Below are 26813 nucleotides of genomic sequence, written 5' to 3'. Positions count from 1 at the left end.
AGACACGTCCGGACCCGGACACTACTTGCGGAACTCCCAATGCCAGGGTTCGGGCAGCGAACCGGACTGCCTCGCCCACCCGGGATGGATCCACCCGAACTTCGGCGCGTTCGCCCGCATCCACTCATGCTGAGCCGTGCCGAAGGAGTTGATCCCGCTGCCGAGATCGACCGCCAGCGCCCACCCGTGATTCGACGTCCCCGGAGTCGCCGCCATCCGTCCCTTGCGTCGCTTGAGAATCACCTGCGTCGCATAGTCGCGATAGGCATCGGTGACCGAGATCGGAGCACCGAACCGCGCTTCGAACGCGTGGGAGAGCCGGTCGAACGCGGCCTGCGCATCGCAGCGCAGCATCTGTCCCGGTGCGGTCTTCAGCTGGCACATCGCAGAGGCCGGGATACGACCATTGCTGTGGCCGCCCCAGGCACCAGCACCTGAGGTCGTCGAGTCCCCACCGCCCTTCGGCTCCTCGGCGGGTTTGCGGGACAGAGGCAGCAGCAGCGATGTCTCCTGCCCGAAGAGCTTCCCGGGATCGATGTAGCGCTTGTCGCTGTCGGCCGGCCACGCCCCGATGTGCAGACACGACTGCTCACAGTGGCTGCCTGATCCGACCTCGCCGATGCGCTCGCCCGCTTCGAAGGCCTCGCCCTGCCTGAGATCGGTCGCAGCCGGCTGGAAGGAGAGCACATGCCCCGAAGCGGTGAGGATGCTCACCGTGGCCATTCCCGCGACGGTGCCGGCAAAGCGGATGGTCCCTTTCGTCGGGGCACGCAGCGGCTCGCCCTCGACGGCGAGCACATCGATTCCTCTGTGTCCCTTGAGCCACGGCTTATCAGGAGGGTCGAAGGCCGTGATGATCTCCATCGCCGGAACCGGCGTAACCCAGCTCTGCTTGGTCGCATTCGCAGCCTGCGCTCGTGAACCCGAAGAGGTGTTCGTGCTGGAGACTGCGGAGGTGCTCGCGCGTGAGACCGGTGTGCTGCTCGTGTCTGCTCCCGGCAGCGATGCACCTGACGCCGGGGGAGTGAGCGTGAGCATGAGCGCCAAGGCGAGGATCGCGGTCACGAGCAGAGTGGGACCGACGCCGCCATTGCCGCCATGTCGGCAACGTCTGCGAGAGTTTCGGCGGTGGTGCAGGCAACGAGGCGGATCAGGTGCGAACGGATTCATACGAGCATGGAAGCCGACCCCTAAGCCTCTGTCACCCCCGGCGACGGGCCCTGTGGAGGAGGAAGATTCGTCCACAGGGTCCAGGCGTGCGAGTGAGCGGTCTGTCCCCAGTGATCGGCGTGAGAGTCGCCTGTGCCGTCCGCTGGGTTGAGGGTGGAATCGCGCCGCGGGACGGACGCGGACTCCTGGACCGGGGCCGTTCAGCGACGGTCAAGGGGCGAGCCACGGCAGCGCCTGTCCACACGGGTCGACGCACGAGTCGGCGGGTCGATGCGGGCCGGAGAGCCACCTCGGCGAGGGTGGGCCTTCGATTGGAAATGGCTTGCCCGAACGGGATAGACTGATCCCAGCAGAAGCATGTCTTCTGACTACGCGTATTCGAATTCTTCTCCTTCCCATGGTGCAGGCCACCCGATGGTGAGCCTGTGGGGCGGATGAACCGGATACCAGGAATCAACCGAAAATGTCATCGACGCCGTCATCAGGTCGAACCGATCCGAGATCGCACAGATTTCGAATCGCTGCGATCACGATTGTCGCGCGCGTGACGTAAAAGCACCTGAAGGTGCACAGAAAGGAGGGCGTCGGCATGGCCGTCGTCACCATCCGCCAGCTGCTCGACAGCGGCGTTCACTTCGGACACCAGACCCGTCGTTGGAACCCGAAGATGAAGCGCTTCATCTTCACCGAGCGCAACGGCATCTACATCATCGACCTGCAGAAGTCGCTGGGCTACATCGACAACGCCTTCGAGTTCGTCAAGGAGACCGTCGCCCACGGTGGCTCGATCCTCTTCGTCGGCACGAAGAAGCAGGCCCAGGAATCCATCGCCGAACAGGCCAAGCGCGTGGGCCAGCCCTTCGTCAACCAGCGTTGGCTCGGCGGTATGCTCACGAACTTCCAGACCATCTCCATGCGTCTGCGCCGCCTGAAGGAACTCGAAGAGATCGACTTCGACGACGTGGCAGGCTCCGCTCACACGAAGAAGGAACTGCTCATCCTTCGCCGTGAGAAGGACAAGCTGGAGAAGACCCTCGGCGGTATCCGCGACATGCAGCGCACCCCGTCGGCCGTCTGGATCGTCGACACCAAGAAGGAACACCTCGCCGTCGACGAAGCCAAGAAGCTGGGCATCCCGATCATCGGCATCCTCGACACCAACTGCGACCCCGACGACGTCAACTACCCGATCCCGGGCAACGACGACGCCATCCGCTCGGTCTCGCTGCTCACCCGCGTGATCGCCGACGCCGTCGCCGAGGGCCTCATCGCCCGTCACTCCTCCGAGGACGAGGGTGGAGAGAAGAACGTCTCCGCCGTCGAGCCGATGCCGGAGTGGGAGCGCGAGCTGCTCGAAGGCAAGTCCGACGAGGAGAAGCCTGCAGAGGCCGCCGCCGAAGCTGCCCCGGCCGCGGAGTCTGCTGAAGCAGAGGCCGCACCTGCCGCTGAGGCCGAGACCGCTGAAGCCGCACCTGCCGCTGAAGCCGCTGCCGACTCCACCGAGTCGACAGAGTCCTGATTTCCTTTAACTCCACCACCCTGAGGAGAAAGAATGGCAAACTACACTGCCGCTGACATCAAGGCACTGCGTGAGAAGACCGGCGCCGGAATGATGGACGTCAAGAAGGCTCTCGACGAGTCCGACGGCGACCAGACCAAGGCCATGGAGGCCCTCCGCGTGAAGGGCCTCAAGGGCGCCACCAAGCGTGAGGGACGCTCGACCTCCGACGGTCTCGTCGCGACCCACGTCGACGGCGGCGTCGGCACCATGATCGAACTCAACTCGGAGACCGACTTCGTTGCGAAGTCCGAGCCCTTCATCAAGCTCGCCGACCAGGTCCTCGAGCTGGCCGTGGCGAACAAGGCCGACTCGGCCGAGGCGCTGCTCGCCGCCGAGACCGACGGCAAGCCCGTCTCGCAGTTCATCACCGAGTCCGGTGCCACCCTGGGTGAGAAGGTCGACCTCCGTCGCGTCGGCCGCATCGAGGGTGCCAAGGTCGCTTCCTACCTGCACCGCACGAACAAGGACCTGCCCCCGCAGGTCGGCGTTCTGCTGGCCTTCGAAGGTGACGATGAGACCGTGGCACACGATGTCGCCGTGCACATCGCCGCCATGAGCCCGAAGTACTTCTCCCGCGAGGACGTTCCGACCGACATCGTCGAGAACGAGCGCCGCATCGCCGAAGACACCGCGAAGAACGAAGGCAAGCCCGAACAGGCCCTGCCGAAGATCATCGAGGGTCGCGTCAACGGCTTCTTCAAGGAGAACTGCCTGCTCGACCAGGGATTCGCCAAGGATCCCAAGCAGTCCGTGGCCAAGGTGCTCGAGGCTTCAGGCGTCAAGGCCACCGGCTTCCTGCGCTACCGCGTCGGAGCCTGAGACGACACTGACCGCTGAAGCAGACACCCGTCTGCTTCGCAGGTTCCCCGGGTGAGTGAGAACTCATCCGTGAGGCGGGGTCGGACCGAGAGGTCCGGCCCCGTTTTTCGCTAGACTGTCCCAGACGCACAGCCCGGGCGGCGATCCGCCCGGGTCTCGATCTGCCTGCACGGAAGAAGGACTCAATGACAAGCACTCCGGTTCACGAATCCAGCCACCTCAGCCATCCCGTCCGCACCCATCGCCGTCGCGTCCTGCTCAAGCTCTCCGGTGAGGTCTTCGGCGGAGGCCGGATCGGAGTCGATCCCGATGTCGTGGCTGCAGTGGCCCGCGAGGTCGCCCCCACCGTCGAAGACGTGGAAGTGAGCATCGTCGTCGGCGGCGGCAACTTCTTCCGCGGCGCCGAACTCTCCCAGCGCGGCATGGACCGCACCCGCGCCGACTACATGGGCATGCTCGGCACCGTGATGAACTGCCTGGCCCTCCAAGACTTCCTCGAGCAGACCGGAGTCGACACGCGCGTGCAGACCGCGATCCCGATGTCCCAGGTCGCCGAATCCTATATTCCCCGCCGCGCCATGCGGCACATGGAGAAGAACCGCGTCGTCATCTTCGGCGCCGGCGCCGGCCTGCCCTACTTCTCCACCGACACCGTCGCCGCCCAACGTGCCCTCGAGGTCCACGCCGACGAGGTGCTCATCGCCAAGAACGGCGTCGACGGCGTCTACACCGCCGATCCGAAGGTCGACCCGAACGCGGAGAAGCTCGCCTCGATCACCTACCAAGAGGCCCTGCAGAAGGGACTCAAGGTCGTCGACGCCACCGCTTTCAGCCTGTGTATGGACAACAAGCTGCCGATGCACGTCTTCGGCATGGAGGGCGAAGGCAACCTCCGCAAGGCCATCAGCGGCGAGAAGATCGGCACCATCGTCCACTGAGACAGTGCCATCTTCCACTGAGTCGGCACCTCGCCGAGGCGGCCGCACCGCGCCCGATCCACCCGACGTCTGCGCAGGTGAGGACACTCCTGCGAGGATTCGGTGCGGCAATTTTCAGTGATGACCCATAGAATGAACCCAAAGCTTACAGAGATGGAAAGAGTGAACCGTGATTGAAGAGACACTGGCCGAGGCCAGAGAGAAGATGGACAAAGCCGTCGAGTTCACGCAGGACGACTTCGGGTCGATCCGCACCGGTCGCGCCAACCCCGCGCTGTTCGCCGACATCGAGATCGAGTACTACGGCGCTCCCACCCCGCTGCAGCAGCTCGCGTCGTTCCAGACTCCCGAGGCTCGCACGATCCTGGTGACCCCCTACGACAAGGGCACGCTCCAAGACATCGAGAACGCTCTGCGCAATTCCGACATCGGTGCCAACCCCGCCAACGACGGCAACATCATCCGCGTTGTCCTGCCGGAGCTCACCGAGGAGCGCCGCAAGGAATATGTCAAGATCGTCAAGGGCAAGGCCGAAGACGGCAAGGTCTCCATCCGCAACATCCGCCGCCACGCCAAGGATGTCCTCGAACGCATCAAGAAGGACGGCGACGCCGGTGAGGACGAAGTCACCCGCGGCATCTCCGAACTCGACGACCTCACGAAGAGCAAGGTGGACAACATCGACCAGCTGCTCTCCCAGAAGGAAGCCGAGCTTCTCGAGGTCTGATGATTGCCGTGACCGGGACCGACAGCCCCGCAGCGAATCCGGCTCCCTTCGGGGAGCCGGATCCATCACGTGACGCTGCGCGTGCTGAGAGCCCCTTCCCCAGGCGCCGGGATCTGCGCAATTCGGATAAGCCGTATTCGCCCGATGACCCGGATTTCAACCCCACCCCCGAGGCGGCCGCCGCCGAAGAGGAGCCGCCGCCGAAGGACTACGGTCGGGCCGGGCGCAACCTGCCCGCCGCCATCGGCATGGGTCTGCTCATCGGGGGAGTGGTGCTGGCCTCCCTGATCTTCCTGCCGATCTCGTTCCTCTTCCTCATCCTCGTCGCCATCGTCGCCGCGATGTGGGAGCTGGCCAACGCACTGTCGCGTTCGGGCTCCCTCGTCTCCCGCGTGCCGACGATGGTCTCGGCCGCGTGTATGGTCGTCGCCACCTACATCGGCGGCAGAGAAGCCCTGTGGGTGACGTTCGCGGCCAGCGCCGGCGCCATCATGCTCTTCACGATGGTCGAGCGTCGCAAGAACGCGGTCAAAGACGTCTCGCTCTCCCTCTTCGCTCTCACCTATGTCGGCCTCATGGCCTGCTTCGTCGTCTATCTGCTCACCCAGCCCGGCGGCAACTACCTCGTCATCGTCTTCCTCGCCTCCGTCGTCGCCTCCGACACCGGCGGCTACGTCTTCGGCGTCCTGTGGGGCAAGCACCCGATCGCACCGCGGATCTCACCGAAGAAGTCCTGGGAGGGCTACCTCGGTTCGGTCGTGTTCTCCGCCGCCGTTGCCACGGTGTTGGTGGTCACCCTCTTCGATGCTCCGTTCTGGACGGGTCTCGTCTTCGGCGTCGTCATCCCCGCCTTCGCCACCCTCGGCGACTTCAGCGAATCGATGATCAAACGCGATCTCGAGCTCAAGGACATGGGAACCCTGCTGCCCGGTCATGGCGGTGTGATGGACCGTCTCGACTCGATCCTGCCGACAGCGCCCGTCGCGCTCGTGCTGTTCTCGGTCCTGCCCGGCTTCCTCTGAGGTCCGCCGCTGGAAGCGGAACTACACAGTCGGGGCGAATCTGGGTCCCGCCTCGGCGAGGGAATGAGTCCCCGTCCCAGGCGTGGCACCGCCCACACGACAGTCCCCGCCGCATCATGAGACAATGGGGGCGTGAGTTCTCAAGCAGGCAGAAGGCAGACCAGGCCCGTCGTGGAGCATCCCGACGGCACCACTTCGAAGACGCCCACCCGTGACGGGCGTCCCCTTCTCAACTTCAAGTCCGCGCGCGTCCAGCAGCCGCCGGAGCACCTGGCGGACATGACCATGGACGAACGCGTGGCCGCGGTCACCGAGATGGGCCTGCCCGCGTTCCGTGCCAAGCAGATCTCCACTCACTACTTCAGCCACTACGTCACGGACACTGAGCAGATGACCGATCTGCCGAAGGACCGACGCGCGGAGATCCAAGAGCGTTTCTTCCCGCACCTGCTCACCGAGGTCCGTCGCCTGCGCACCGAGAACGGCGACACCATCAAGTTCCTGTGGCGCCTCTTCGACGGTGCCCTCGTCGAATCCGTGCTCATGCGCTACCGCAACCGGGTCACCCTGTGCGTGTCCAGCCAGTGCGGCTGCGGCATGAACTGTCCCTTCTGCGCCACCGGCCAGCAGGGCCTGACTCGCAACATGTCCACCGCCGAGATCGTCGAACAGGTCGTCCGCGCTAACCAGGTCATCGCCGCCGGCGAACTCGCCGCGGCACCGTCATCGGACATGCCCGGTGCGGGGGAGACCGCGCTCGGCGCGGAATCCGACGAAACGGACTCCGACGCTGAGTCGGCGTTCGACGGGGACGGGGCGGCCACCTCGGCGAGCGGACCCGAACGGGTCTCGAACATCGTCTTCATGGGCATGGGCGAACCCCTGGCCAACTACAAGCGCGTGATGAACGCGGTGCGCCGGTTCGTCGGCACTGGACCCGAGGGTCTGGGTATGTCGGCGCGGCGGATCACGATCTCCACGGTGGGGCTGGTGCCCGGCATCAACAAGCTCGCCGCCGAGGACATCCCCGTGACCTTCGCGCTCAGCCTCCACGCGCCCGACGACGAACTGCGCGACGAGATGATCCCGGTCAACACCCGGTGGAAGGCCGACGAGGCGATCGACGCCGCCTATAACTACTTCCAGGTCACCGGTCGACGCGTGAGCATCGAATACGCGCTGATCAAGGACATGAACGATCACGTGTGGCGCGCCGAGCTGCTGGCGAAGAAGCTCAATGCCCGCGGTCGCGGCTGGGTGCACGTCAACCCGATCCCGCTCAACCCGACCCCCGGTTCGGTGTGGACGGCATCGGAGCCCGAGGTCGCCGACGAATTCGTCCGCCGCCTCGTCGACCACGGCATCCCGACGACGATCCGCGATACCCGCGGTTCCGACATCGACGGTGCCTGCGGTCAGCTCGCCGCAGCGGACTGATCCGAGCCCCGGGCTGACCGACTCTTGGCCGAGCCCCGGGCTGACCGACTCTTGGCCGTCCGGTCAGCCGGAGTCGGCCTGGTCAGGACCTCACGTGTGAGCCGCGAGCACGCAATTTCCACGCCATCCATCTATCATGGTGGAAACGACACAGCCACTCGCTTCTGGAGGAGACATGGCGGACACGACTTTCCCTCGAATGTCCGGTTGGAAGAACGGATACGACCCCAAACAGGTCGACAGCTTCTTCAAGCGGGCACGTGAGTCCTTCGAGCGCCCGACACCGCAGCCCGGCGACCTCGACTCGCGAGCCGTGCGCACGGTCGGCTTCGACCTCGTCCGCAAGGGCTACCACGTGGCCGTCGTCGACGCCGCCCTCGACCGGCTCGAGGACGCGTTCGCCAAACAGGCCCGCGACCGCCTCATCGCGCAGTCGGGTCAGGACGCCTGGGTCTCCGAGCTCACCCGCGTCGCCGCGTCCCTGCGGGGACGTCTCGTTCGTGAGGCCGGGGAACGCTTTGACAACCCGGCTCCCGGTGTCATCGGCTACGACATCGTCCAGGTCGACGACATGTGCGACAAGGTCAACTCCTACTTCACGCAGGGCGTGGCGATGAGCGTCGACCAGGTCCGCCGCGTGCTGTTCAAGACTGCGAAGGGCAAGAAAGCCTACGACGAGGACCAGGTGGATGCGTTCATCGACCGCGTCGTCGAGGTGATGGCCTCCGTTGACTGACTTCCACTACTTCTCCGTTCCCACCGCCGATCAGCCGGGAACCCTCAACCCGGTCTACGAACTCCTCGACTTCCCGATCGTCATGGGCCGGGCCGACGATGTCGTGCTCACCGGCCCCGCACCCGAGAAACCCCTGGTCGACGGCCGTGAGGTCACCGATCCGCGTCTGATCGCCGCACTGTCGGTGCCCGTGGAACTCGACCGCGCCGAGGTGCTCGACCGCAGCTCGAAGCTCGCCGGGGTGCTGCGCACGATGGGCGTGATCCCCGAATCCGGTGCGGTGCTCACCCTCGCCGAGGAAGTCCCGCCCCTGGCGCGTGCGCTGACGCTGCTGGCTGCCGCCAGAGTCGGGCTGAGAGTCGATCTCCGCAGTGGTGCAAGTGCGGGTGTGACGGCCGGAGAGGTTGCCAGTGGGAGTGCCGGTGATTCGAGCGCGCCGATCGTCGTCCACGGCATCGAAGCCGAAACGGTTGAACCCGGGCGAGCGTCGATCAAGGTCACTCGCTCCCGTTTCGAAGGCGTGGGCGTGACCATCGACGGCGAGACCGCGAACCTCGACCAGGCGATGCGCGATTCCCGCGTCGAATTCGCCGCCGTCGTCCCACTGCCGCCCGACCAGACTCTGCTTTTCACGGACTCCGGTGAGATCGATGCGATGTCGAGCCTCGAGTGGCTGCGACGCGAGGTGCTCTCTGAGCCCTGAGCTGCCGCGGTCCGGCGCCCACTCGCCTGAGGCGTCAAGCGACCCGAGGTACCACCCGACAGTGGAAGCGTTGCGCTCCGCAGGCTGTGTCTTCGCCGACGAAGAAGCCGCCATCCTCCTCGAGTCGGTGGGCAACGGTGCCGGATCAGGTGACTGTGTCGCTCCGGGCGGCAGTGCCGTTTCGAGCGGCAGCACGGGTTCCGGCGCCGTTGTCGGGCCGGGTGATCGAGTCGATTCTTGGCTCGACGACCGGGTGGCCAGGCGGGTCGCAGGCGAACCGCTCGAACAGATCGTCGGCTGGGTCGACTTCTCCGGACTCAAGCTGCGCACGCTCCCAGGCGTCTTCGTTCCCCGACAGCGGACGCGACGTCTGGCCGAACACACGGTGCGCGTCATCGAACAGATGCCTCGGCTGCAGGCTGTCGACGGACGACCCGGTCGTCGTGGTGGCTCCGGCGAGCCGGGTGGGCCCAGCAGTCTGAGTGGGCTCGGCAGACTGGGTGGGCTCGGCACCGAGGCTCAGATTACCCAACACGGTACCGAACCGTGGGCACCGGTCGTCGTCGAAGCCTTCTGCGGGGTCGGTCCGGTGGGATCCTACGTGGCTGCCTCAGTTGCTGAGGTGAACCTCCACCTCGGCGACACGGACGCCCACGCCGTCGAATGTGCCGTCGACAACGCCCGGACTGCCACTGGCGGGCTGCCGAACGCGAGTGACGATCTGCCTGCCGCCGCGTCGACCGGCCATGCGGCTTCGTCACGGAGTTCGGACTCTCGCGGCAGCGTCGTCCGGGGCCACCGCCTCGACTGCCTCGTCGGCCTCCCGGACGAACTGCGTCACAGCGTCGATGTCATTGCAGCCGTTCCGCCCTATGTGCCCACCACTGCGGCGGACTTCCTGCCCCGAGAAGCCGTGGACTTCGAACCCGGCACCGCCCTGTTCGGCGGCGTCGATGGGCTCGACCTCGTCCGCCGCCTCATCGCCGAGGCCGACCACTGGCTGGCCGCGGACGGAGTGCTGCTCATTGAACTCGGCCGCGAACAGGCCCCCGAAGCGCTCACGTACGCGGCCGCGCATGGGCTGGTCGGGTCCGGCCGCCTCGGCGAGGGCGACGACAACGGGGAAGAAGTCGTTATCGGCGGTCCGCACGAATGCTGCGGCGACCACCTCGGCGAGGGTACCGACGGCACGGACGACCACCTCGGCGAGGGTACCGACGGCACGGACGACGACCCGGACGAGCACACGGTCGTGCTCGAACTGCGCCGCACACGCTGACCCGATCGGGCGGAGGCACACTACTGTCCACTGAAAGTGTGTGCGTACAGCATTCGATCACTACGTGTGCATTTTCGATAGACAGTTGCGGCGTGGGCAGTCGCGCCGAACGCTCTGGTGGTGCTGATGAGGCTGGAAACGACGACCGCCCGCCGAACTCCGCAGAGTCGACGGGCGGTCGTGGTGCAGTGCATTCGCGCCGGTCACGATGCCCGATGCAACAGGGTGCCCGATGCAACGGTCCCCATTGCAACAGGGTGCCCGAAGCAACGGTGCCCAATGCAACAGGGTGCCCGATGCAACAGGGTGCCCAGCGCAGCGCCTGAGCGTAGGGCGTGGTGCTCAACGCACCGTGATGCTCAGGCCTCAGCACCGCGCCTCGCACCGCGGGCTTCAGCCTCAGCTGATCAGTTCGCGAAGGCGTTGATGCCGGTCATGGTCCGGCCCAGGGTCAGCTGGTGCACCTCGTGGGTACCTTCGTAGGTGAGCACGGTCTCGAGGTTGACCGCGTGACGCAGTGGCGGGTACTCGCTCGTGATGCCCGATCCGCCGAACAGGGCACGCAGGTCGCGGCAGACGTTCATCGCGGTGTCGACGTTGACCATCTTGCCGAGGCTGATCTGCTCGGGACGCACGCCCTTCTCCGAGTCCTTGATCTTGCCCAGGTGCGCGGCGAGCAGCGTGATCTGCGAATACTGGCCGAAGGCCTTCGCGAGCTTCTGCTGCGTGATCTGGAACGATGCCAGCGGACGGTCGAACTGCACACGGGTGCCGGTGTACTCCAGTGCCGAAAGCAGGGCATCGCGGGCGGCACCGGTGACACCGAAGACGATGCCGTAGCGGGCCTCGGACAGGCAGGACAGGGGGCCTTTGAGCCCCTTGGCCTTCGGCAGCATCGCATCCGCGGGCAGGCGCACATTGTCGAGGACGATCTCACCGGTGATCGAAGCACGCAGCGAGATCTTGCGGTGGATCTCCGGGGTCTGCACACCCTCGGTGTCCGAGGGCACGACGAAGCCGCGGACGACGGGCTTGCCCTTGTCATCGACCTCTTCGGTCTTGGCCCAGACGACCATGACATCGGAGACCGGGGAGTTCGTGATCCACATCTTCGCGCCGTTGAGGATCCAGTCGGAACCGTCCTTCTTCGCCGTGGTCTTCATCCCCGACGGGTCGGAACCGACATCGGGTTCGGTCAGACCGAAGCAGCCGATCGCCTTGCCGGCGGCCATCTTCGGCAGCCATTCTTCCTTCTGCTCCTCCGAACCCCAGTGGTGGATGGCAAACATCGCCAGCGACCCCTGCACGGAGACGAGCGAACGCAGACCGGAGTCGACAGCCTCGAGCTCACGGCAGGCCAGCCCGTACTGGGTGGCGGTCGATCCGCCGCAGCCGTAGCCGTCGAGGTGCATGCCCAACAGGCCGAGCTCGCCGAGTCCTTCGGCCAGTTCACGGGCGGGGATGGTCGCGTCGAGGAAGTAGTCGCCGATGTTGTCGCGGACGTTCTCGTCCAGCCACTTCTTCACTATCGATGCGAACTCGAGGTCATCGGGTTCGAAGACCGAATCCAGTCCGAGGATGTCGTCGGGGCTCAGCGTCGTGCTCATATCCATCTCTTTCGCCATTGATTGTCTTCATTCTCAGTTTTACCGGAACTGTTTGACCGGAACCCCGAATCAGACCGGAGTCCCGAAGCAGTGCAGATGACCAAGATCCGAGGGGCGACGCACGGGGTGGTGTCGAGTCATTTCCCAGAGAACTTTGGCATCATCGGTTGGCGTGAGTAAACGTCAATTCATTGTAGTCGGCTCCACCGGGTCGGTCGGCACCCAGGCCCTCGACGTCCTGTCCGACCACGCGGAAGACCATGCGATCGTCGGTCTGGCCGCCGGCTCCCAGCTCGACCTCCTCATCGAGCAGGCGCTCGACTTCCGTGTTCCCGTCATCGGGCTCACGACCCCGCCGGATCAAGGCGAGACCGCCGTCCGTGCCCGGTTGGCAGAGGCTGCCGCTCGGCGCGGGGTGAGTGATCCCGTCGAGGTCATCCACCTCGGTGACACCGCCGCCGAGGTGGTCGCCGGCCTGGACGCGGATATGGTCGTCAACGCGATCACCGGTGCCGCCGGACTGGGAACGACGCTGGCCGCACTAGCGCAGGGCACCGACGTGGCCCTGGCGAACAAGGAGTCCCTCATCATCGGCGGATCCATCGTCCTCGACGCCGCCCGCGCCACCGGCGCCCGGCTCATCCCCGTCGACAGCGAACACTCGGCCATCGCCCAGGCCCTGCGCGCCGGCACCCATGGTGAGGTCAGCAAGCTCATCATCACCGCCTCGGGAGGTCCCTTCCGCGGCATGACCCGCGATGCCCTGCGCCGCGTCAGTCCGACTCAGGCGCTCAATCACCCCACCTGGTCGATGGGGTCGATGATCACCATCAACTCCGCGACCCTGGTGAATAAAGGACTCGAGGTCATCGAGGCCCATCTGCTCTTCGATATCGACTTCGACCACATCGAGGTCGTCGTCCATCCGCAGTCGCAGATCCACTCGATGGTCGAGTTCACCGACGCCTCGACGATCGCGCAGATCTCCCCGCCCGATATGCGCCTGCCCATCTCCTACGCTCTGGGCACTCAAGACGATGGGACCTCGAAGAGGCTGCGCTCGGGTGCCGTGCCGCACAACTGGGGCCAGCCCATGCACTGGTCCTTCGAACCGGTCGACCACCTCGCGTTCCCGGCCCTCGGACTGTCCATCGATGCCGGTCGGAAGGGGCGCAGCTACCCTGCTGTGCTCAATGCCGCCAATGAAGTCCTCGTCGCCGCGTTCATCTCCGGAGACATCCCCTTCACCGGCATCGACAAAGGCCTCGCCCGGGCGCTGGCGACTCATGAACCGGCCGCCGAGCACACCGTGGACACCGTGCTCGCCGCCGACACATGGGCGCGTGAGTTCGCCACCGCCGATGTCACCGAACAGAAGCGCGGCGCCGAACAGCAGAACGGGGGCCGCGCATGACCGTGCTTCTCTACATCATCGGGATCATCCTCTTCCTCATCGGCATCTCGATCTCGATCGCCCTACACGAACTCGGCCACCTCACCCCGGCGAAGAAGTTCGGGGTCAAGGTCACCCACTACATGGTCGGCTTCGGCCCCACCCTGTTCTCCTTCCGCCGCGGCGAGACCGAGTACGGCATCAAGGCGTTCCCGCTCGGCGGCTTCATCGCGATGCCCGGCATGTACCCGCCGGAGGAGGCGACGACGAAGCGGGTCGACCGGGCAGGTGCGGTGGCCGCGGTCGACGGTGACACCGCAGGATCAGGCGCAGTCGACGGCGGTGTCACGGGGACGGAGAGCCACCTCGGCGAAGGAGTCGCGGAAACGGCGGGCCACCTCGGCGAGGGAATGACCGGTGAGGGAACCACCGGGGAAAATGCGGCGCCGCTGCGTCGGGATCGGAAACGACGTAAGGGGCGCCTGTTCGAGAACACGATGGCCGATGCCCGGGAGTTCTCGAATCAGGAGATCGAGCCGGGGGAGGAGCACCGGACGTTCTACGCCCTCAGCGTGCCCAAGCGGCTCGTCGTCATGTTCGCCGGGCCGTTCGTCAATCTGGTCCTCGGCATCCTCATCATGGCGATCTCGCTGCTCGGCATCGGGGTGACGACTCCGATGACGACCGTGCAGACCGTCGTCGAATGCGCTGTGCCCGCGTCCGAGGCCCAGCAGCGGCCGGCGGATGAGCAGAACACGTGTCGCGATGACGATCAGCGCACTCCTGCGTGGGAGGCCGGGATGAAGCCCGGGGATGAGATCACCGCGATCGCCGGCGTTGAGACGACGGACTGGGATCGGCTGTCCGCGGTCATCAAGGACCACGCCGGTGAGCGGGTCGAGGTCGACTTCACCCGCGACGGGAAGGCGCAGTCGGTGACCGTGCCGATCATCGCCACCGAACGGCCGAAGGTCGACGACTCCGGCAAGGCACTGATGAACTCCGACGGGACTCCGCAGACCGAGACCCAGGGATTCCTCGGCATCGGACCCGTCCAGGAGCGTCAGCCTCTGCCGCTCGGCGAATTCGCCGGAGCCGTCTGGGATCAGGTCTCCGGAGTCTTCCACGCGATCGTCACCCTGCCGGTCAAGCTCGTCGACATCGGCGAGGTCGCGGTCGGTTCGAAGGACCGCGATGCCGAAGGTCTCGTCGGCATGGTGGGTGTCGGCCGCATCGCCGGCGAGATCGTGTCCACCGACAAGATCGACGTCATCGACAAGGCGCAGATGGGCCTGGGCATGCTCGGCTCGCTCAACATCTTCCTCTTCGCTTTCAACATGATCCCGCTGCTGCCACTCGACGGCGGACACATCGCCGTCGGCCTCTACGAGGGTGCCCGCCGACGCATCAACCGGTGGCGCGGACGCGGGCTGATCGGACCGTTCGACACGGCGAAGCTGCTGCCGCTGACCTACGTGTGCATCGGACTGATGCTGTGCATGACGGCGCTGCTCGTCTACGTCGACCTCGTCAAACCCATCACCCTCGACGCGATCTTCAACTCCGGGGGATAAGGGCGCGGGGCTCAGGCGCTGAGGTTGATCGCCTGCACCTCGACGAGGTGGTTGAGCCCGACCGTGACCGTCGCAGACTGATCCGGTGTGCCCGGCACCGTGACCACTCCGCGCAGCGGGGAGACCATGGTCAGGTCCGCCTCGGTGAACGGGGCCGTGACCTGCTTGGCCGCACGCCACCGGGAGAAGCGCTCACGCCGTTCGCCCCGGGGCTCGTCGAGATCCATGTTCATCGAGAACAGCTCATCGGAGACCGCGTCGTCGAAGCCCGCGACGAGGTTCGCCGCAGCCAGGACCGTCTGAATCTGTGCAGGCTTCGCCTCATAGCGAGGCACCGGCGCCGAGGTGGTGCTGCGGTCAATCGTCAGCTCCGGTTTCCCGATGGCTGCCGCCCATCCTGCGTCGACGGCGTTCTGGACGCTGCGCTGAGCCGGATAGTACGTGGTGTTGCCGAGCACGACGATGCTCAGACCCAGATCGGGGAACCAGCGCATGTGCGATCCGTAGCCGGGGTAGCCGCCCGAATGGCAGACCACGCGTCCGAAGCGCGAATCCAGCCGGGTCTCCAGTCCGTACCCGTAGATCAGCGTCTCCGCATGGTGCTCGCTGCGCTGGGACTCCATGAGGCGTCGGCCCTGCTGATTGCCGGCGAGAACGTGCGGCAGCGATCCGGACTCCGCTTCGAGATCGTCGAGCGCGTCGAGGTGGGCTGACATCCACGTGCCGATGTCGTCCACTGTGGAGATCACTCCGCCGATGGGGGAGAAGACCCCGGGACCGGTGAGCTCGGCCGGGTGCAGACCGCCGTCGAGGTCGACACGGAATCCCGGTGCCAGGTCGGGGAAGTCGGTGTGGTCGAACCCGGTGCGCGTGAGCCCGAGGGGCCCGAAGACCTCCGTGCTCACAAGCTCGGTGAACGTGCGGCCGGTGAGCGCCTCGGCGACGATGCCTAGTACCGCATAGCCGAGGTTCGAATATTCGTAACCGGTGTCGGCGGGTGCCGTGGCGATCGCACCGCGGCGCAGCCAAGCGATCAGCTCATCCGGGGCCATCGATTCCATCCGGTCGGCCCACGGATCGTCCTTCGTGAACCCGGTGCCCATGGTCAGGGCCTGCCGGCAGGTGCGGTCAGCGATCGCGGTGCCGGCCAGTTCGGGCACGAGCTCGCCGAACGGCCGGCCGAGGTCGAGACCGTCCGCGACGAGGAGACCGATGGCCGCGGCGGTGAACGACTTCGTCATCGACGCGATCCGGTACGGGATCTCAGCATTCGCGGAACGGGTGGGGCCGCCTCGGGGGAAGATTCCCCAGGCCAGGGAACCACCCTGGTCAGACAGCGCGCTCGCCTCCTCATCAAGGGAGGCAGACATCGCTTCGATGTCGGGGTAGGCGCCTTTGCTCACGGGTCCGCTCCTTCACATCTTCGGCACGCTTCTGGCAGGTCAGCTTCACACTACCGTGGTTGATGCGCGGCCGGGCACGGACTCAACGCACGACGGGGACTCATCCGGGAGTCCTACAATGGTCGTGGTTCGAACAATCCGGCCGCAACGAGGCGCCACCTCGGCGTCGGCATAATCATCGTCGCTGGTCACCAGCCAGACGGAAGGATCGTCCTCGTGACAACGGTGAATCTCGGAATGCCCGCCCCACCACCTCCCGTCCTCGCGCCCCGGCGGAAGACGCGGCAGATCAACGTCGGTCGGGTCGGTGTCGGATCCGAATCGCCCGTGAGCGTGCAGTCGATGACGACGACGCCGACGACGGACATCAACGCGACCCTGCAGCAGATCGCCGAACTCACCGCCACCGGCTGCGATATCGTGCGCGTGGCCTGTCCCACCGCCGACGACGCCGCGGCCCTGCCGATCATCGCCGGCAAGTCCCAGATCCCCGTCATCGCCGACATCCACTTCCAACCCAAGTACGTCTTCGCCGCGATCGACGCCGGCTGCGCCGGGGTGCGCGTCAACCCGGGCAACATCCGCAAGTTCGACGACCAGGTGAAGGAGATCTCGAAGGCCGCCGCCGAGGCGGGGGTGTCCATCCGCATCGGCGTCAACGCCGGTTCCCTGGATAAGCGGCTGATGGAGAAGTACGGCAAGGCCACGCCCGAAGCGCTCGTCGAATCCGCGCTGTGGGAGGCGTCCCTGTTCGAGGAGCACGACTTCTACGACTTCAAGATCTCCGTCAAACACCACGACCCGGTGATCATGATCCGGGCCTACGAACTCCTGGCCGAACGCGGGGACTGGCCGCTGCACCTCGGCGTCACCGAGGCCGGGCCCGCCTTCCAGGGCACGATCAAATCTGCGACCGCCTTCGGACACCTGCTGGCCGAAGGCATCGGCGACACCATCCGGGTGTCCCTGTCCGCACCGCCGGCCGAAGAGGTCAAGGTCGGCAACCAGATCTTGGAGTCGCTCAACCTGCGGCCCCGCAAGCTCGAGATCGTCTCCTGCCCGTCCTGCGGACGCGCCCAGGTCGACGTCTACACCCTCGCCGAGGAGGTCACCTCCGGGCTCGAAGGTATGGAGGTGCCGCTGCGGGTGGCGGTCATGGGCTGCGTCGTCAACGGTCCCGGCGAGGCCAGGGATGCCGACCTCGGGGTGGCCAGCGGCAACGGCAAGGGCCAGATCTTCGTCAAGGGCGAGGTGATCAAGACTGTGCCCGAGGCCGAGATCGTGCAGACCCTCATCTATGAGGCCAACCGGATCGCCGCAGACGCAGCGGATGGGAAGGACGGCGCGTCCGGGGCATCGTCGGGGCGGCCGTCGGGGCCGCCCGAAGTCGTCGTCGGCTGAGTGCGATACGTTAAGGCGAAGAGGTTCATCATCAACAGGCGCGGTTAGGGAAGAGTTCGAGAGCAGATGGTGCTGAGGATTGCGCGGCTGGGACATCAGCACACCGGGTGGCTGAACGATCTGCTCGCGCGCAATCCCTGCGAGAACGTCTACCTCATCTCCCTCATGGAGGTCACCGGAACCGCTCAGCTGAGCTCACCGGCAGGCACCCTCTTCGGCATCTTCGACGGGGACCGCCCCGTGGCCGCCTACTGGGTCGGCGGGAACATCATCCCCGTGGCGGCGACCCCGGCGACGAACGACGTGCTCGCCCGCAAACTCAACGCCGACGGTCGCGTCGGGTGCTCGCTCATCGGTGACCGGACGGTCATCGTCGACCTGTGGGGCAGGCTGAACTGGGGCCGCCCACGCGGCGTGCGGGAACGCCAGCCGCTGCTGGCGATCAGCTCCGATCCGCTCGTGACCCCCGACGAGGAGGTCGTGCGGGTGACACTCGATGACCTCGGGGCGGTGTTCCCCGCCAGCGTCGACATGTTCACCAAAGAGGTCGGGTTCTCACCCATCGAGGGCGGAACCGCAGGGTACCTGTCGCGAGTGCGCGGGATCATCCGCGGCAAGAACTGCTACGCCCGCATCTCCGACACCCTTCCCCAGGGAGGTCCGGTGCCGCGCTGGCCGGCGACCGAGCAGGATCAGCAGGTGCTGTTCAAAGCCGACATCGGCATCCGCGCTCGCCGCATCGTCCAGGTCCAAGGAGTCTGGGTCCATCCCGAGGTGCGCAATCAGGGGCTCGGGGCCGCCGGCATGGCCGCCGTCGTCCAGCGCACCCGCGACAAGGGGCACTCCACCGTGAGCCTGTACGCCAATGACTACAACGAGGCGGCCCTGCGCATGTACGCCCGCGTCGGCTTCGAGCAGGTCGGCACCTTCGCCACCATCATGTACTGAGGTGGCTCACGTTCGCCGACCGCTCAGTCGCGGCGGTTGCGGGACTGCGGTTTGGCCAGGTCGCCCAAGAACTTCTCCATCTCGCGACGGTCCTTCTTCGTCGGCCTGCCCAGTCCCTTGTCACGGCGGGGCACGAAACCGCGCAGCGCGGGATCCGGTGGGGGAGTGAGGTCCTCATAGCACTGCACGGCCACCGACGCCTGCATTCGGGTGGGGATGAAACCGGTGATCGACCAGATGAACTCGGATCCGGCCTTGCGCACCCGCACCTCCTGACCGATGCTCACCTTCTGCGCGGCCTTGACCCGCTGGCCGTCAACCTGCACATGCCCGCCGCGACAGGCCTGGGTGGCGAGGTTGCGGGTCTTGAACATCCGCGTCGTCCACAGCCACATGTCGATGCGCATGTGCTTGCCCGCAGACCGGTCGATCTCGGTCATGGGCGCTGGTCCTCGTGTGTGCGGCCCGCATCCTCGGTGACGTTGAGTCGGGAGTCGGCGCGCAGGGCGAGTTCGGAGCGGCGGGTGAAGGTCTGAGCGGGGCGTCCTCGCCCCTGGCTGACGGCCTGCCCGGTGGGATCGAGCAGCGGCAGCATCGTGCGCCGGAACGTATCGGCCTGCAGGCTCTCACCGGCGACGATCTCATGCAGCTCGCGCAGCTGCCGCAGCGAGAACTCGGATTCGAGCAGACCGAACGGATCGGGGGTCCGCTCATGCAGCGCCCGCAGACGGTGAACGGCCACGCGCACGATCTCCTGATGCTCGGCGCTGAGCTCATGCACCTCGTGCACGGGAACGAGCCGGCGACGGTGGATCGGGGAGTCGACGTGATCGGAATCCCTGGCGGCCGCCTCGGCGGGGGAATCGTCAGATTCGGAATCGGTCACCGGAGCGGAACCAGCCGCCTCGGCGGGGGTGCTGTCATCATCGGTGCGCCCGATATCGCTCGGGGCGAGCACGTCGAGGTGGGCCACGGAGATCACCCAACCGCGATCGTCGCGGTCGGGCTGGTCGAACACGTGCAGCTGCACCGGGGCACGATCGACGAGGCGCGCCTTCTCGCGCAGGCACCGGGCGACCGCCTCGGCGAGGCGCTCCTGCGGACGCAGGATCGACCCCGGCAGCTGCCACACCCCATCACCAGGATGAGTGAGGAGAACATGCAGGCCACGGCCGGGCACGGGGCAGAGGACCGCGGTGTCGACCGCGACCGAGGGCCGCGGGAACTGCGTGAGTTGGCTCGGATCAGGCATGCTCTTCGTATCGTTCGCACTCGTCGTCGATGGATCCGGCCGGCGGACGGTGACGCCCCGACCGGTGCCGCGCTTTCGCACAGCACGCACCAGTCTAATTCTCTTCGCGCAGGTGACGAATCCACGGCCGCATCAGGCTGTGCTGTCGTGCCGGCAAGCAAACGATCGGGCGCACGATCGACACACGGTCGATGGTGAGAGTTTCGGGCCCGATCCGATTCCCTGCCCCTCGCCCGCGTGCGATAGTGTTCGATCTGAGTCCTGACGAGTTGAGGAGAATCACCCATGGCCCTGCGCATGTCGTCCCTGTTCGTGCGAACCCAGAAGGAGGACCCGGTCGGCGCCGAGGTGGCCAGCCACAAGCTGCTCCACCGCGCCGGATACATCCGCCGGTCCGCACCGGGGATCTACACGTGGCTGCCGCTGGGCCTGGCCGTGCTCGGCAAGATCGAGGCCATCGTGCGTGAGGAGATGGCGCTCGCCGGCTCCCAGGAAGTCCACTTCCCGGGCCTGCTGCCCGCAGACCCGTACAAGACCTCCGGCCGCTGGGAAGCCTTCGGACCCGACCTCTTCCACCTCAAGGACCGCCGCGAGAACGACTACATCCTCGCGCCCACCCACGAGGAGGTCTTCACCCTCCTGGTCAAGGACCTCTACTCCTCGTACAAGGATCTGCCGCTGTCGATCTACCAGATCCAGACGAAGTACCGCGACGAGGCCCGCCCCCGCGCAGGTCTGCTGCGCGGACGTGAGTTCATCATGAAGGACGCCTACTCCTTCGACGTCGACGACGCCGGACTCGACGCCTCGTATGAGGCCATGCGGGTGGCCTACCTGCGTGCCTTCGCCCGCCTCGGCCTGCCCTGCCTGCCGGTCAAGGCCACCCCGGGCGCGATGGGCGGATCCGGCACCGAAGAGTTCATCTACCCCTCCGAGGTCGGCGAGGACACCTTCGTCCGCTCACCCGGCGGATACGCCGCCAATGTCGAGGCCGTGACCTCGATCGTGCCCGAAGCGATCCCGTACGAGCAGTCGCCTGCCGCTCATGTCGAGGACACCCCCGACACCCCGACGATCGAGACCCTCGTGGCCGCCGCGAACGCCTCGCATCCGCGCTCCGATCGCGAGTGGACGGCCGCGGACACCCTGAAGAACGTCGTCTGCGCCGTTACCCACCCCGACGGCACCCGCGAGATCATCGTCATCGGCCTGCCCGGCGACCGCGAGGTCGACCTCGACCGCGCCGCAGGCACAGGGATGCTCGGCGACGGTGAGGTCGACCTCGAAGCCGCCACCGCCGAGGACCTCGCCGCCCATCCCGAGCTCGTCAAGGGCTACATCGGACCCGGCAACTCGCTCGAGGCACCTGTCCTCGGACTCGAATCGGCGTCGAAGATCCGCTATCTCCTCGACCCCCGCGTCGTCGACGGCACCCGCTGGATCACCGGCGCGAACGAACCCGGACGCCACGTCTTCGACCTCGTCGCCGGTCGCGACTTCACCTCCGACGGCACGATCGAGGCCGCCCAGGTCGTCCTCGGCGATCCCGCGCCCGACGGTTCGGGACCGCTGGAGCTGGCCCGCGGTGTCGAGATCGGTCAGATCTTCAAGCTCGGCCGCAAATACGCCGAAGCCCTCGACCTCAAGGTGCTCGACCAGAACGGCAAGACCGCGACCGTGACGATGGGCTCCTACGGCCTCGGCGTCACCCGCGTCATGGCCTGCATCGCCGAGGAATACCATTCGGAGAACGGCCTGCTGTGGCCTCAGCACCTCGCCCCGGCCGACGTCCACATCATCGTCGCCGGCAAGGGTGAGGAGATCGCCGCGGCCGCCGAGACGATGACCGCCGAACTCGAAGCCGAGGGCGTGTCCGTCCTCCTCGACGACCGGAACAAGGTCTCACCCGGGTTCAAGTTCGCCGACGCCGAGCTCATCGGCATCCCCACCGTCATCGTCATCGGCCGTGGGCTGACCGACGGGCTCGTCGAGGTCCGTGACCGCCTGGCTGATGCGAAGTCCGATCTTCCCGTCGCCGAGGTGGTTCCCACCACCGTCGCCCGCGTCCGTGAGGCGTACGCAAAGGCGAATGCGGCCGCCGATGCTGCCGTCGCCGCCGACGGCGCGGACACTGCTGGGACCGGCGCGGACTCCGCTGCCGTCGTCAACGGCTGAGGCACCTCGGTGTTCGAAGCACTCACCGGCGGCATCGATGTCACCGTGTCCATGGTCCTGTGGCTGCTCGCCGCGGGAGTCCTGGCCGGGTGGATCGATGCCGTCGTCGGCGGGGGCGGGCTGATCCAGCTGCCCGCGCTGCTGCTCGTGCCGGGGATGAGCCCGGTCCAGGCGGTCGCGACGAACAAGATCGGGTCCATTGCGGGCACGACCGCCTCGGCGATCACCTATCTGCGCACGATCACCCCGGACCGGTCGGCTACGATCCCGGCGGCCGCCTCGGCGTTTCTCGGGGCAGTGGGCGGGGCGAAGCTCGCCACGCTCGTCCCGAGTGAGGCGTTCACCCCGATCATCCTGGCAGCCCTCATCGGGGTCGGCATCTTCACTGTGCTCAACCCCAGCCTCGGCGCCGATGCCACCCTGCGCTTCGGTGAGTCCTCGAAACGCCATCACGCGCTGTCGTGGCTGATCGGACTCGTCATCGGCATCTACGACGGGGTGCTCGGGCCGGGGACGGGGTCCTTCCTCGTCATCGCGTTCGTCTCGATCATCGGATTCTCGTTCCTCCAGGCCTCGGCCACGGCGAAGGTGATCAACTGGGCGACGAACTTCGGCGCACTCGTCTACTTCGTCCCCGACGGTCAGGTCGTGTGGCTGCTGGGTCTGGTCGTGGCGGTCGGCAATGTCGCCGGAGGCGTCGTCGGCGCCCGCACCGCGCTGAAGAGGGGATCGGGGTTCGTGCGCGTCATCTTCGTCGTCGTGGTCTCGGCGATGATCCTCAAACTCGGCTACGACATCGTCGCCGACCTCATCCACTGATTTGCTACCCGACGGCGGCCCAGATACCTCGCGCAGGGTTGCTGGGCCGCCGTCGGGTAGTAATCAGCCGATGGGTTTGAGGGCGTGGGCGTTGACTCCGGCGACGTCGGCGCCGGACAGGGCGCGGGCGACCCACAGGGACCTGGCTGCATCGGCCAGGCTCGACTGCGAACCGCCCGAGGCTGCCCGCAGGTACCAGAACATGTTCGTGATCTCCCGGGCCACCGTCGCGCCCATCCCGTACTGCGGGTCGATGCCCGCGCACAGGGCGAGGTCCGTGGCGAACCCGCGCAGCCATGCCGCCTGCGCCTGCGGATGCTCGGACGGGATCTCTGCCAGCCGGTTCCACAGCACCGGGGCCATCGTGTACGCCGTCGGCCCGGCCAGCGGCTGCGGGTCGATCGCCTTCCACGTCGATACCCCCGTCGGATCCGGATTGCCGGCGAGGATGTTGTAATAGTGCAGGTCAGCGTGGATGAGCCAGTTCTCGTCCGACGCAGCCAGGGTCTGCATCCAGTTCCGGGCGAAGGACAGCAGCAGCGAGTCCTGCTGACCGGCCTCCGACCACCCGGTGAGCAGCCCGGCGTCGGCGTCGAAGCTGTTCAGCCATCCGGCGACGACGTCCTGGACGCGCAGGAACTCCGCACTAGCGGGAATCTCCAACGATCGCTGCAGGGCACCCCACACCGGCGGCACATCGGCCAGCGGCAGCACCGAGAGATTGTCCTTCGTCCGCAGTCGCTCCTGCAGGGTCACCCGGAAGCTGCGGTCATCGCGGATGACGCGCACCGCCCCGTGCCCGTTCCACATCTTCAGCGCCCGCAGCACCTGCGCATGTGCGGCCGTATGCGCCGAGGTGGGAGCCGCGAACCGCAGCACCCCCTGATAGTTCTCCTGGGTGAGCACCGGAATCACGAGCGATTCGCAGCCGGCCCACGGGGCACCGGGCACATCGTCGAAGCGCAGCTTCCACCGGTCGAGGACCTCATTGGCCATATAGTCGAGCGCGGCGACCCACGCATCCGTGCGGTATTCGCCGATGATGTCGCGCGTCGAGCGGTAGAGGACCGGTGGCACCTTCACTTCTTCGCCTCCGCCTGACCGGCCTGGCCGTACTCGTAGCGCAGCGGCTGCGGCTGGGCGAAGATCGCTCGTGTCCTCGCCGATTCCCATAGGCGCAGGATCGCCGAGGTGTCCCCGTCCAACCATGGCAGCAGCGCCGAGGCGAGTCCGTCCTCGAGGTTCAGTGCGAGCTCCTTCGCCGACTGCGCATCCGTGGGGGTGGGGTCGAGCTTCCACGCCGATGCGTTCGGATCCGCCTTCTTTTCCCCGAGACCTTCGAGCATCTGTCCCGCCAGCGATCCGAGGGATTCGAGTCGGGCCAGCGCTCCCTTGCGTTCGGCTGACTTCGGTTCGAGGTTGACCGCCAGGCGTTCGTAGCCGTAGGCAGCGGCCCGCGACTGGTCGAGGATCGCGTTGTAGACCTTCGTGCGGTCGTCGTCTGCGTCAGCCGCGTCGTCGCCACCCGAGCCGTCGGCGTCCTCGCTCTTGCCGGCGTCCTCGCCTTCGTCTGTGTCGCTCGCGTCGTCGGCCCCGTCCCGGATGAGTTCGGCGGCGGTGCCGACGAGCTCGGGCTTCTTCTCACCGGCGACGAGAGTCATGCCGGTGGCCACATCGGCGAGCACCGGGATGAGACCCGAGCCGAGCCGGGACGAGGCTTCGAACACGGCCTGCGAGACCGCCTCGGCGGCCTGAGCGAAGGTCCGATCCTCTTCGGTCGGGGCGGGTTCGGTGGCGAACTCGCTCGGCGGATTCCACTCGGGACCGATCGCTTTGGTGAACGCGGCGAGGTCCTCACCTGCGGTTTCAGGGTCTCCCGAACCCGGAGTCGTGGAAGAGAGGATGCGGGCGATGCGATTGCGCAGCTGCTGCGTGGAATCGAGGGTGGGGATGTCGGGATCCGTGTCCAGCCGCAGCCCGCATGCGCTGAGCAGTCCCAGGCTCACGCCGCCGACGCCGACGGTGAGGAGGGCTCGGCGGGTGAGGGGAGAACGCATACGGCAATCCTATCGGATGCTTAACCTGCACCGACGCTGTCGCTTAGGGTGGGGGATAGGCGGTCAGCAGGCGAAACGAGCCGACCGTCGGATCCCTCCGCCCCACCTCGGCGGGCGGGAAGGCCAGCGAAGAGGAGGAGAAATGGACGAGGACGTCGAACGGATCACAGGTCTGCTCGCACCGCCCTTGGAATCGGCGGGATTCCACCTGGAGAACGTCAAGGCCGTCGCGGCCGGGCCCCGTCGCACCCTCACCGTCGTCGTCGACCTCGACGAGTCGAGCACCGACCCGATGTCGATGGAGAAGATCGCCGAATCGACGAAGATCGTCGGCGACACCCTCGACGAGGTCGAGATCTTCCGCGACAAGCCCTACCAGCTCGAGGTCACGAGCCCGGGCGCGACCCGGAAACTCGAGACGCCCCGCCATTTCCGGCGCGTCATCGGGCGACGCCTCGACATCACCACGAAGAAGGACACGTTCAAACTCGACCTCGCCGAGGTGGCCGACACCTCGATCTCGGGCACGGACCCGGCGAAGCGGGAGGCCCGGACGATCCCCCTCGACGACATCCGCAAGGCTCAGGTCGAACTGAAGTTCCGCTGACGGCGCCGAGGCGGTCCGGCGACGAAGCCGGACCCCGCGGTTCCGGCTCGGCCCGGCGGTTCCGACCGGCGCCGAGGCGGCTGAGCCCTCGCTGACAGGATGCGGGCGGAGACTGGGATAGACTGTTACGCCTGCATAAGTGAACACAGACAATTCAATGCTCGAATGAGCCGGAGAGGACATAGGCACATGGACATCGATCTCAATGTTCTGCGCGTGATCGAACGAGAGCGTGAGATTCCGCTGGACACCCTCGTCGAACTCATCGAACAGGCTCTCTTCCTCGCCTACCAGAAGACCGAAGGCGCCTGGCCCGACGCCCGCGCCGAACTCGACAAGTCCACCGGTGAGGTGCGCATCCTCGCCGTGGAGTTCGACAACGACGACAACCCCATCGGCGAATTCGACGACACCCCCACCGGCTTCGGCCGCATCGCCGCCCAGACCGCCCGCCAGGTCATTCACCAGCGCCTGCGCGATGTCGAGGACGAATCGCTGCTCGGGACGTTCAAGGGCCGTGAGGGCGAGATCGCCTCGGGCACCATCCAGCAGGGCAACGACCCGCAGATGGTCCAGATCGACCTCGGCGATGTCGAGGCCGTGCTGCCCCCGCACGAGCAGGTCCCCGGCGAGCAGTATCGCCACGGCACCCGGATGCGCGTCTACATCGCCGACGTCCACAAGGGGCAGAAGGGCACCTCGGTCACCGTCTCCCGCACGCACCCGAACCTCGTGCGCCGGCTCTTCGCCCACGAAGCCCCCGAGATCGCCGACGGCACCGTCGAGATCGTGTCCCTGGCCCGCGAGGCCGGCCACCGCACGAAGCTCGCGGTGCGCGCTACGAAGCCGGGAGTCAACGCGAAGGGTTCGTGCATCGGCGAGCTCGGATCCCGGGTGCGCGCGGTGATGAACGAACTCGGCCAGGAGAAGATCGACATCGTCGACTACTCCGACGACCCGGCGAAGTTCATCGCCCACGCACTCTCGCCGGCCAAGGCCAAGCGGGTGGAGATCCTCGACGCCGCAGCGCAGGAGTCCCGCGCCGTCGTGCCGACCGATCAGCTCTCGCTGGCCATCGGCAAGGAAGGGCAGAACGCCCGCCTGGCCGCGAAGCTCACCGGCTGGAAGATCGACATCGTCGCAGCGGACTGAGGTCACCGAGGCGGTCGACTGACCCTGCCGAGG

Annotated in this window: 24 protein-coding genes; 17 read left to right on the top strand and 7 right to left on the bottom strand. The window is 66.6% G+C overall.

The annotated features are described in order from the left end of the window. Window positions 1-21: 21 nt before the first annotated feature. Entirely contained in the window at window positions 22-1065 is a 1044-nt protein-coding gene (locus J9314_RS12250; RefSeq protein ID WP_246490367.1) for a D-alanyl-D-alanine carboxypeptidase family protein, read from the bottom strand. A gap of 694 nt (window positions 1066-1759) precedes the next feature. Between J9314_RS12250 and rpsB the strand changes: the two genes are divergently transcribed. The 9 genes from rpsB (at window position 1760) to J9314_RS12205 (ending at window position 10392) form a co-directional block, all read left to right on the top strand. Then, the gene (rpsB, locus tag J9314_RS12245; RefSeq protein WP_181275833.1) at window positions 1760-2689 is read left to right on the top strand and encodes a 30S ribosomal protein S2; all 930 of its coding nucleotides are present in this window, start codon (window positions 1760-1762) and stop codon (window positions 2687-2689) included. Window positions 2690-2722: 33 nt separating this feature from the next. Beyond that, window positions 2723-3550 (top strand): translation elongation factor Ts, encoded by an 828-nt coding sequence (tsf, locus tag J9314_RS12240; RefSeq protein ID WP_210602658.1) that lies wholly within the window; start codon window positions 2723-2725, stop codon window positions 3548-3550. Between the two features lie 185 nt (window positions 3551-3735). After that, complete coding sequence (gene pyrH, locus J9314_RS12235; protein WP_210602657.1) at window positions 3736-4488, top strand: UMP kinase; 753 nt, start codon at window positions 3736-3738, stop codon at window positions 4486-4488. A gap of 169 nt (window positions 4489-4657) precedes the next feature. Next, window positions 4658-5215, top strand: coding sequence for a ribosome recycling factor (gene frr, locus J9314_RS12230; RefSeq protein ID WP_166972707.1), 558 nt, complete (start codon window positions 4658-4660; stop codon window positions 5213-5215). Next, window positions 5215-6237, top strand: a complete 1023-nt coding sequence (locus J9314_RS12225; RefSeq protein ID WP_181275830.1) for a phosphatidate cytidylyltransferase — start codon at window positions 5215-5217, stop codon at window positions 6235-6237. Before frr ends, J9314_RS12225 begins: the two co-directional genes overlap by 1 nt. 171 nt (window positions 6238-6408) lie before the next feature. Continuing rightward, window positions 6409-7674 (top strand): 23S rRNA (adenine(2503)-C(2))-methyltransferase RlmN, encoded by a 1266-nt coding sequence (gene rlmN, locus J9314_RS12220; protein ID WP_246490749.1) that lies wholly within the window; start codon window positions 6409-6411, stop codon window positions 7672-7674. Window positions 7675-7849: 175 nt separating this feature from the next. Then, window positions 7850-8410 carry a DivIVA domain-containing protein gene (locus tag J9314_RS12215; RefSeq protein WP_166972701.1) on the top strand — a complete coding sequence of 187 codons (561 nt, stop codon included), beginning with the start codon at window positions 7850-7852 and terminating at the stop codon, window positions 8408-8410. Beyond that, window positions 8403-9113, top strand: coding sequence for a hypothetical protein (locus J9314_RS12210; protein ID WP_210602655.1), 711 nt, complete (start codon window positions 8403-8405; stop codon window positions 9111-9113). The genes J9314_RS12215 and J9314_RS12210 overlap by 8 nt, the downstream gene beginning before the upstream one ends. A gap of 61 nt (window positions 9114-9174) precedes the next feature. Beyond that, complete coding sequence (locus J9314_RS12205) at window positions 9175-10392, top strand: class I SAM-dependent methyltransferase (RefSeq protein ID WP_210602654.1); 1218 nt, start codon at window positions 9175-9177, stop codon at window positions 10390-10392. Window positions 10393-10799: 407 nt separating this feature from the next. On the opposite strand, the gene J9314_RS12200 is transcribed toward J9314_RS12205, so the two are convergent. Continuing rightward, window positions 10800-11999 (bottom strand): acyl-CoA dehydrogenase family protein, encoded by a 1200-nt coding sequence (locus J9314_RS12200; protein ID WP_210602653.1) that lies wholly within the window; start codon window positions 11997-11999, stop codon window positions 10800-10802. Between the two features lie 172 nt (window positions 12000-12171). Between J9314_RS12200 and dxr the strand changes: the two genes are divergently transcribed. Together dxr and J9314_RS12190 are read left to right on the top strand one after the other, a co-directional pair. Then, a complete protein-coding gene (dxr, locus tag J9314_RS12195; RefSeq protein ID WP_210602652.1) occupies window positions 12172-13413 on the top strand; it encodes a 1-deoxy-D-xylulose-5-phosphate reductoisomerase in 1242 nt (413 codons plus the stop codon). Next, window positions 13410-14966 (top strand): M50 family metallopeptidase, encoded by a 1557-nt coding sequence (locus tag J9314_RS12190; RefSeq protein ID WP_210602651.1) that lies wholly within the window; start codon window positions 13410-13412, stop codon window positions 14964-14966. The genes dxr and J9314_RS12190 overlap by 4 nt, the downstream gene beginning before the upstream one ends. An 11-nt stretch (window positions 14967-14977) precedes the next feature. Here J9314_RS12190 and J9314_RS12185 read toward each other — a convergent pair whose 3' ends face one another. Next, on the bottom strand, window positions 14978-16369 hold the full coding sequence (locus J9314_RS12185) for a serine hydrolase domain-containing protein (RefSeq protein ID WP_210602650.1): 1392 nt from the start codon (window positions 16367-16369) through the stop codon (window positions 14978-14980). Between the two features lie 216 nt (window positions 16370-16585). Here J9314_RS12185 and ispG point away from each other — a divergent pair, with 216 nt between their 5' ends. Both ispG and J9314_RS12175 read left to right on the top strand, forming a co-directional pair. After that, a complete protein-coding gene (gene ispG, locus J9314_RS12180; RefSeq protein ID WP_210602649.1) occupies window positions 16586-17770 on the top strand; it encodes a flavodoxin-dependent (E)-4-hydroxy-3-methylbut-2-enyl-diphosphate synthase in 1185 nt (394 codons plus the stop codon). A gap of 66 nt (window positions 17771-17836) precedes the next feature. Further along, a complete protein-coding gene (locus tag J9314_RS12175; RefSeq protein ID WP_210602648.1) occupies window positions 17837-18718 on the top strand; it encodes a GNAT family N-acetyltransferase in 882 nt (293 codons plus the stop codon). 23 nt (window positions 18719-18741) lie between these two features. Here J9314_RS12175 and J9314_RS12170 read toward each other — a convergent pair whose 3' ends face one another. After that, a complete protein-coding gene (locus J9314_RS12170) occupies window positions 18742-19158 on the bottom strand; it encodes an RNA-binding S4 domain-containing protein (protein WP_210602647.1) in 417 nt (138 codons plus the stop codon). Then, window positions 19155-19970 (bottom strand): NUDIX hydrolase, encoded by an 816-nt coding sequence (locus J9314_RS12165; protein ID WP_210605656.1) that lies wholly within the window; start codon window positions 19968-19970, stop codon window positions 19155-19157. Before J9314_RS12165 ends, J9314_RS12170 begins: the two co-directional genes overlap by 4 nt. A 285-nt stretch (window positions 19971-20255) precedes the next feature. On the opposite strand from J9314_RS12165, the gene J9314_RS12160 reads away from it, so the two are divergent. Together J9314_RS12160 and J9314_RS12155 are read left to right on the top strand one after the other, a co-directional pair. Continuing rightward, a complete protein-coding gene (locus J9314_RS12160) occupies window positions 20256-22145 on the top strand; it encodes a proline--tRNA ligase (protein ID WP_210602646.1) in 1890 nt (629 codons plus the stop codon). 9 nt (window positions 22146-22154) lie between these two features. Beyond that, window positions 22155-22964: a TSUP family transporter gene (locus J9314_RS12155; protein WP_246490365.1), complete on the top strand. Its 810-nt coding sequence runs from the start codon at window positions 22155-22157 to the stop codon at window positions 22962-22964. Between the two features lie 63 nt (window positions 22965-23027). Here the strand turns inward: J9314_RS12155 and J9314_RS12150 are convergent, their stop codons facing one another. Next, window positions 23028-24047, bottom strand: coding sequence for an aminoglycoside phosphotransferase family protein (locus tag J9314_RS12150; protein ID WP_210602645.1), 1020 nt, complete (start codon window positions 24045-24047; stop codon window positions 23028-23030). Then, entirely contained in the window at window positions 24044-25021 is a 978-nt protein-coding gene (locus tag J9314_RS12145) for a hypothetical protein (RefSeq protein WP_210602644.1), read from the bottom strand. Before J9314_RS12145 ends, J9314_RS12150 begins: the two co-directional genes overlap by 4 nt. 142 nt (window positions 25022-25163) lie before the next feature. On the opposite strand from J9314_RS12145, the gene J9314_RS12140 reads away from it, so the two are divergent. Further along, entirely contained in the window at window positions 25164-25628 is a 465-nt protein-coding gene (locus J9314_RS12140) for a ribosome maturation factor RimP (RefSeq protein WP_181275816.1), read from the top strand. A gap of 189 nt (window positions 25629-25817) precedes the next feature. Beyond that, complete coding sequence (gene nusA / locus J9314_RS12135; protein WP_181275815.1) at window positions 25818-26780, top strand: transcription termination factor NusA; 963 nt, start codon at window positions 25818-25820, stop codon at window positions 26778-26780. Window positions 26781-26813: the final 33 nt, after the last annotated feature.

It is taken from the genome of Brevibacterium oceani (genome assembly GCF_017948325.1).
Classification (GTDB): Bacteria; Actinomycetota; Actinomycetes; order Actinomycetales; family Brevibacteriaceae; genus Brevibacterium; species Brevibacterium oceani.
The sequence above is the reverse complement of the archived record's forward strand: the minus strand, read 5'-3'. Positions and strand labels throughout refer to the sequence as shown.

What these genes read in the sequence shown, in the direction of transcription:
- rpsB (WP_181275833.1), top strand. Translation starts at nt 1,760, where the DNA reads ATGGCCGTCGTCACCATCCGCCAGCTGCTCGACAGCGGCGTTCACTTC.
- tsf (WP_210602658.1), top strand. Translation starts at nt 2,723, where the DNA reads ATGGCAAACTACACTGCCGCTGACATCAAGGCACTGCGTGAGAAGACC.
- pyrH (WP_210602657.1), top strand. Translation starts at nt 3,736, where the DNA reads ATGACAAGCACTCCGGTTCACGAATCCAGCCACCTCAGCCATCCCGTC.
- J9314_RS12225 (WP_181275830.1), top strand. Translation starts at nt 5,215, where the DNA reads ATGATTGCCGTGACCGGGACCGACAGCCCCGCAGCGAATCCGGCTCCC.
- J9314_RS12215 (WP_166972701.1), top strand. Translation starts at nt 7,850, where the DNA reads ATGGCGGACACGACTTTCCCTCGAATGTCCGGTTGGAAGAACGGATAC.
- J9314_RS12200 (WP_210602653.1), bottom strand. Translation starts at nt 11,999, where the DNA reads ATGAGCACGACGCTGAGCCCCGACGACATCCTCGGACTGGATTCGGTC.
- J9314_RS12190 (WP_210602651.1), top strand. Translation starts at nt 13,410, where the DNA reads ATGACCGTGCTTCTCTACATCATCGGGATCATCCTCTTCCTCATCGGC.
- J9314_RS12175 (WP_210602648.1), top strand. Translation starts at nt 17,837, where the DNA reads ATGGTGCTGAGGATTGCGCGGCTGGGACATCAGCACACCGGGTGGCTG.
- J9314_RS12170 (WP_210602647.1), bottom strand. Translation starts at nt 19,158, where the DNA reads ATGACCGAGATCGACCGGTCTGCGGGCAAGCACATGCGCATCGACATG.
- J9314_RS12165 (WP_210605656.1), bottom strand. Translation starts at nt 19,970, where the DNA reads ATGCCTGATCCGAGCCAACTCACGCAGTTCCCGCGGCCCTCGGTCGCG.
- J9314_RS12160 (WP_210602646.1), top strand. Translation starts at nt 20,256, where the DNA reads ATGGCCCTGCGCATGTCGTCCCTGTTCGTGCGAACCCAGAAGGAGGAC.
- J9314_RS12145 (WP_210602644.1), bottom strand. Translation starts at nt 25,021, where the DNA reads ATGCGTTCTCCCCTCACCCGCCGAGCCCTCCTCACCGTCGGCGTCGGC.
- J9314_RS12140 (WP_181275816.1), top strand. Translation starts at nt 25,164, where the DNA reads ATGGACGAGGACGTCGAACGGATCACAGGTCTGCTCGCACCGCCCTTG.
- nusA (WP_181275815.1), top strand. Translation starts at nt 25,818, where the DNA reads ATGGACATCGATCTCAATGTTCTGCGCGTGATCGAACGAGAGCGTGAG.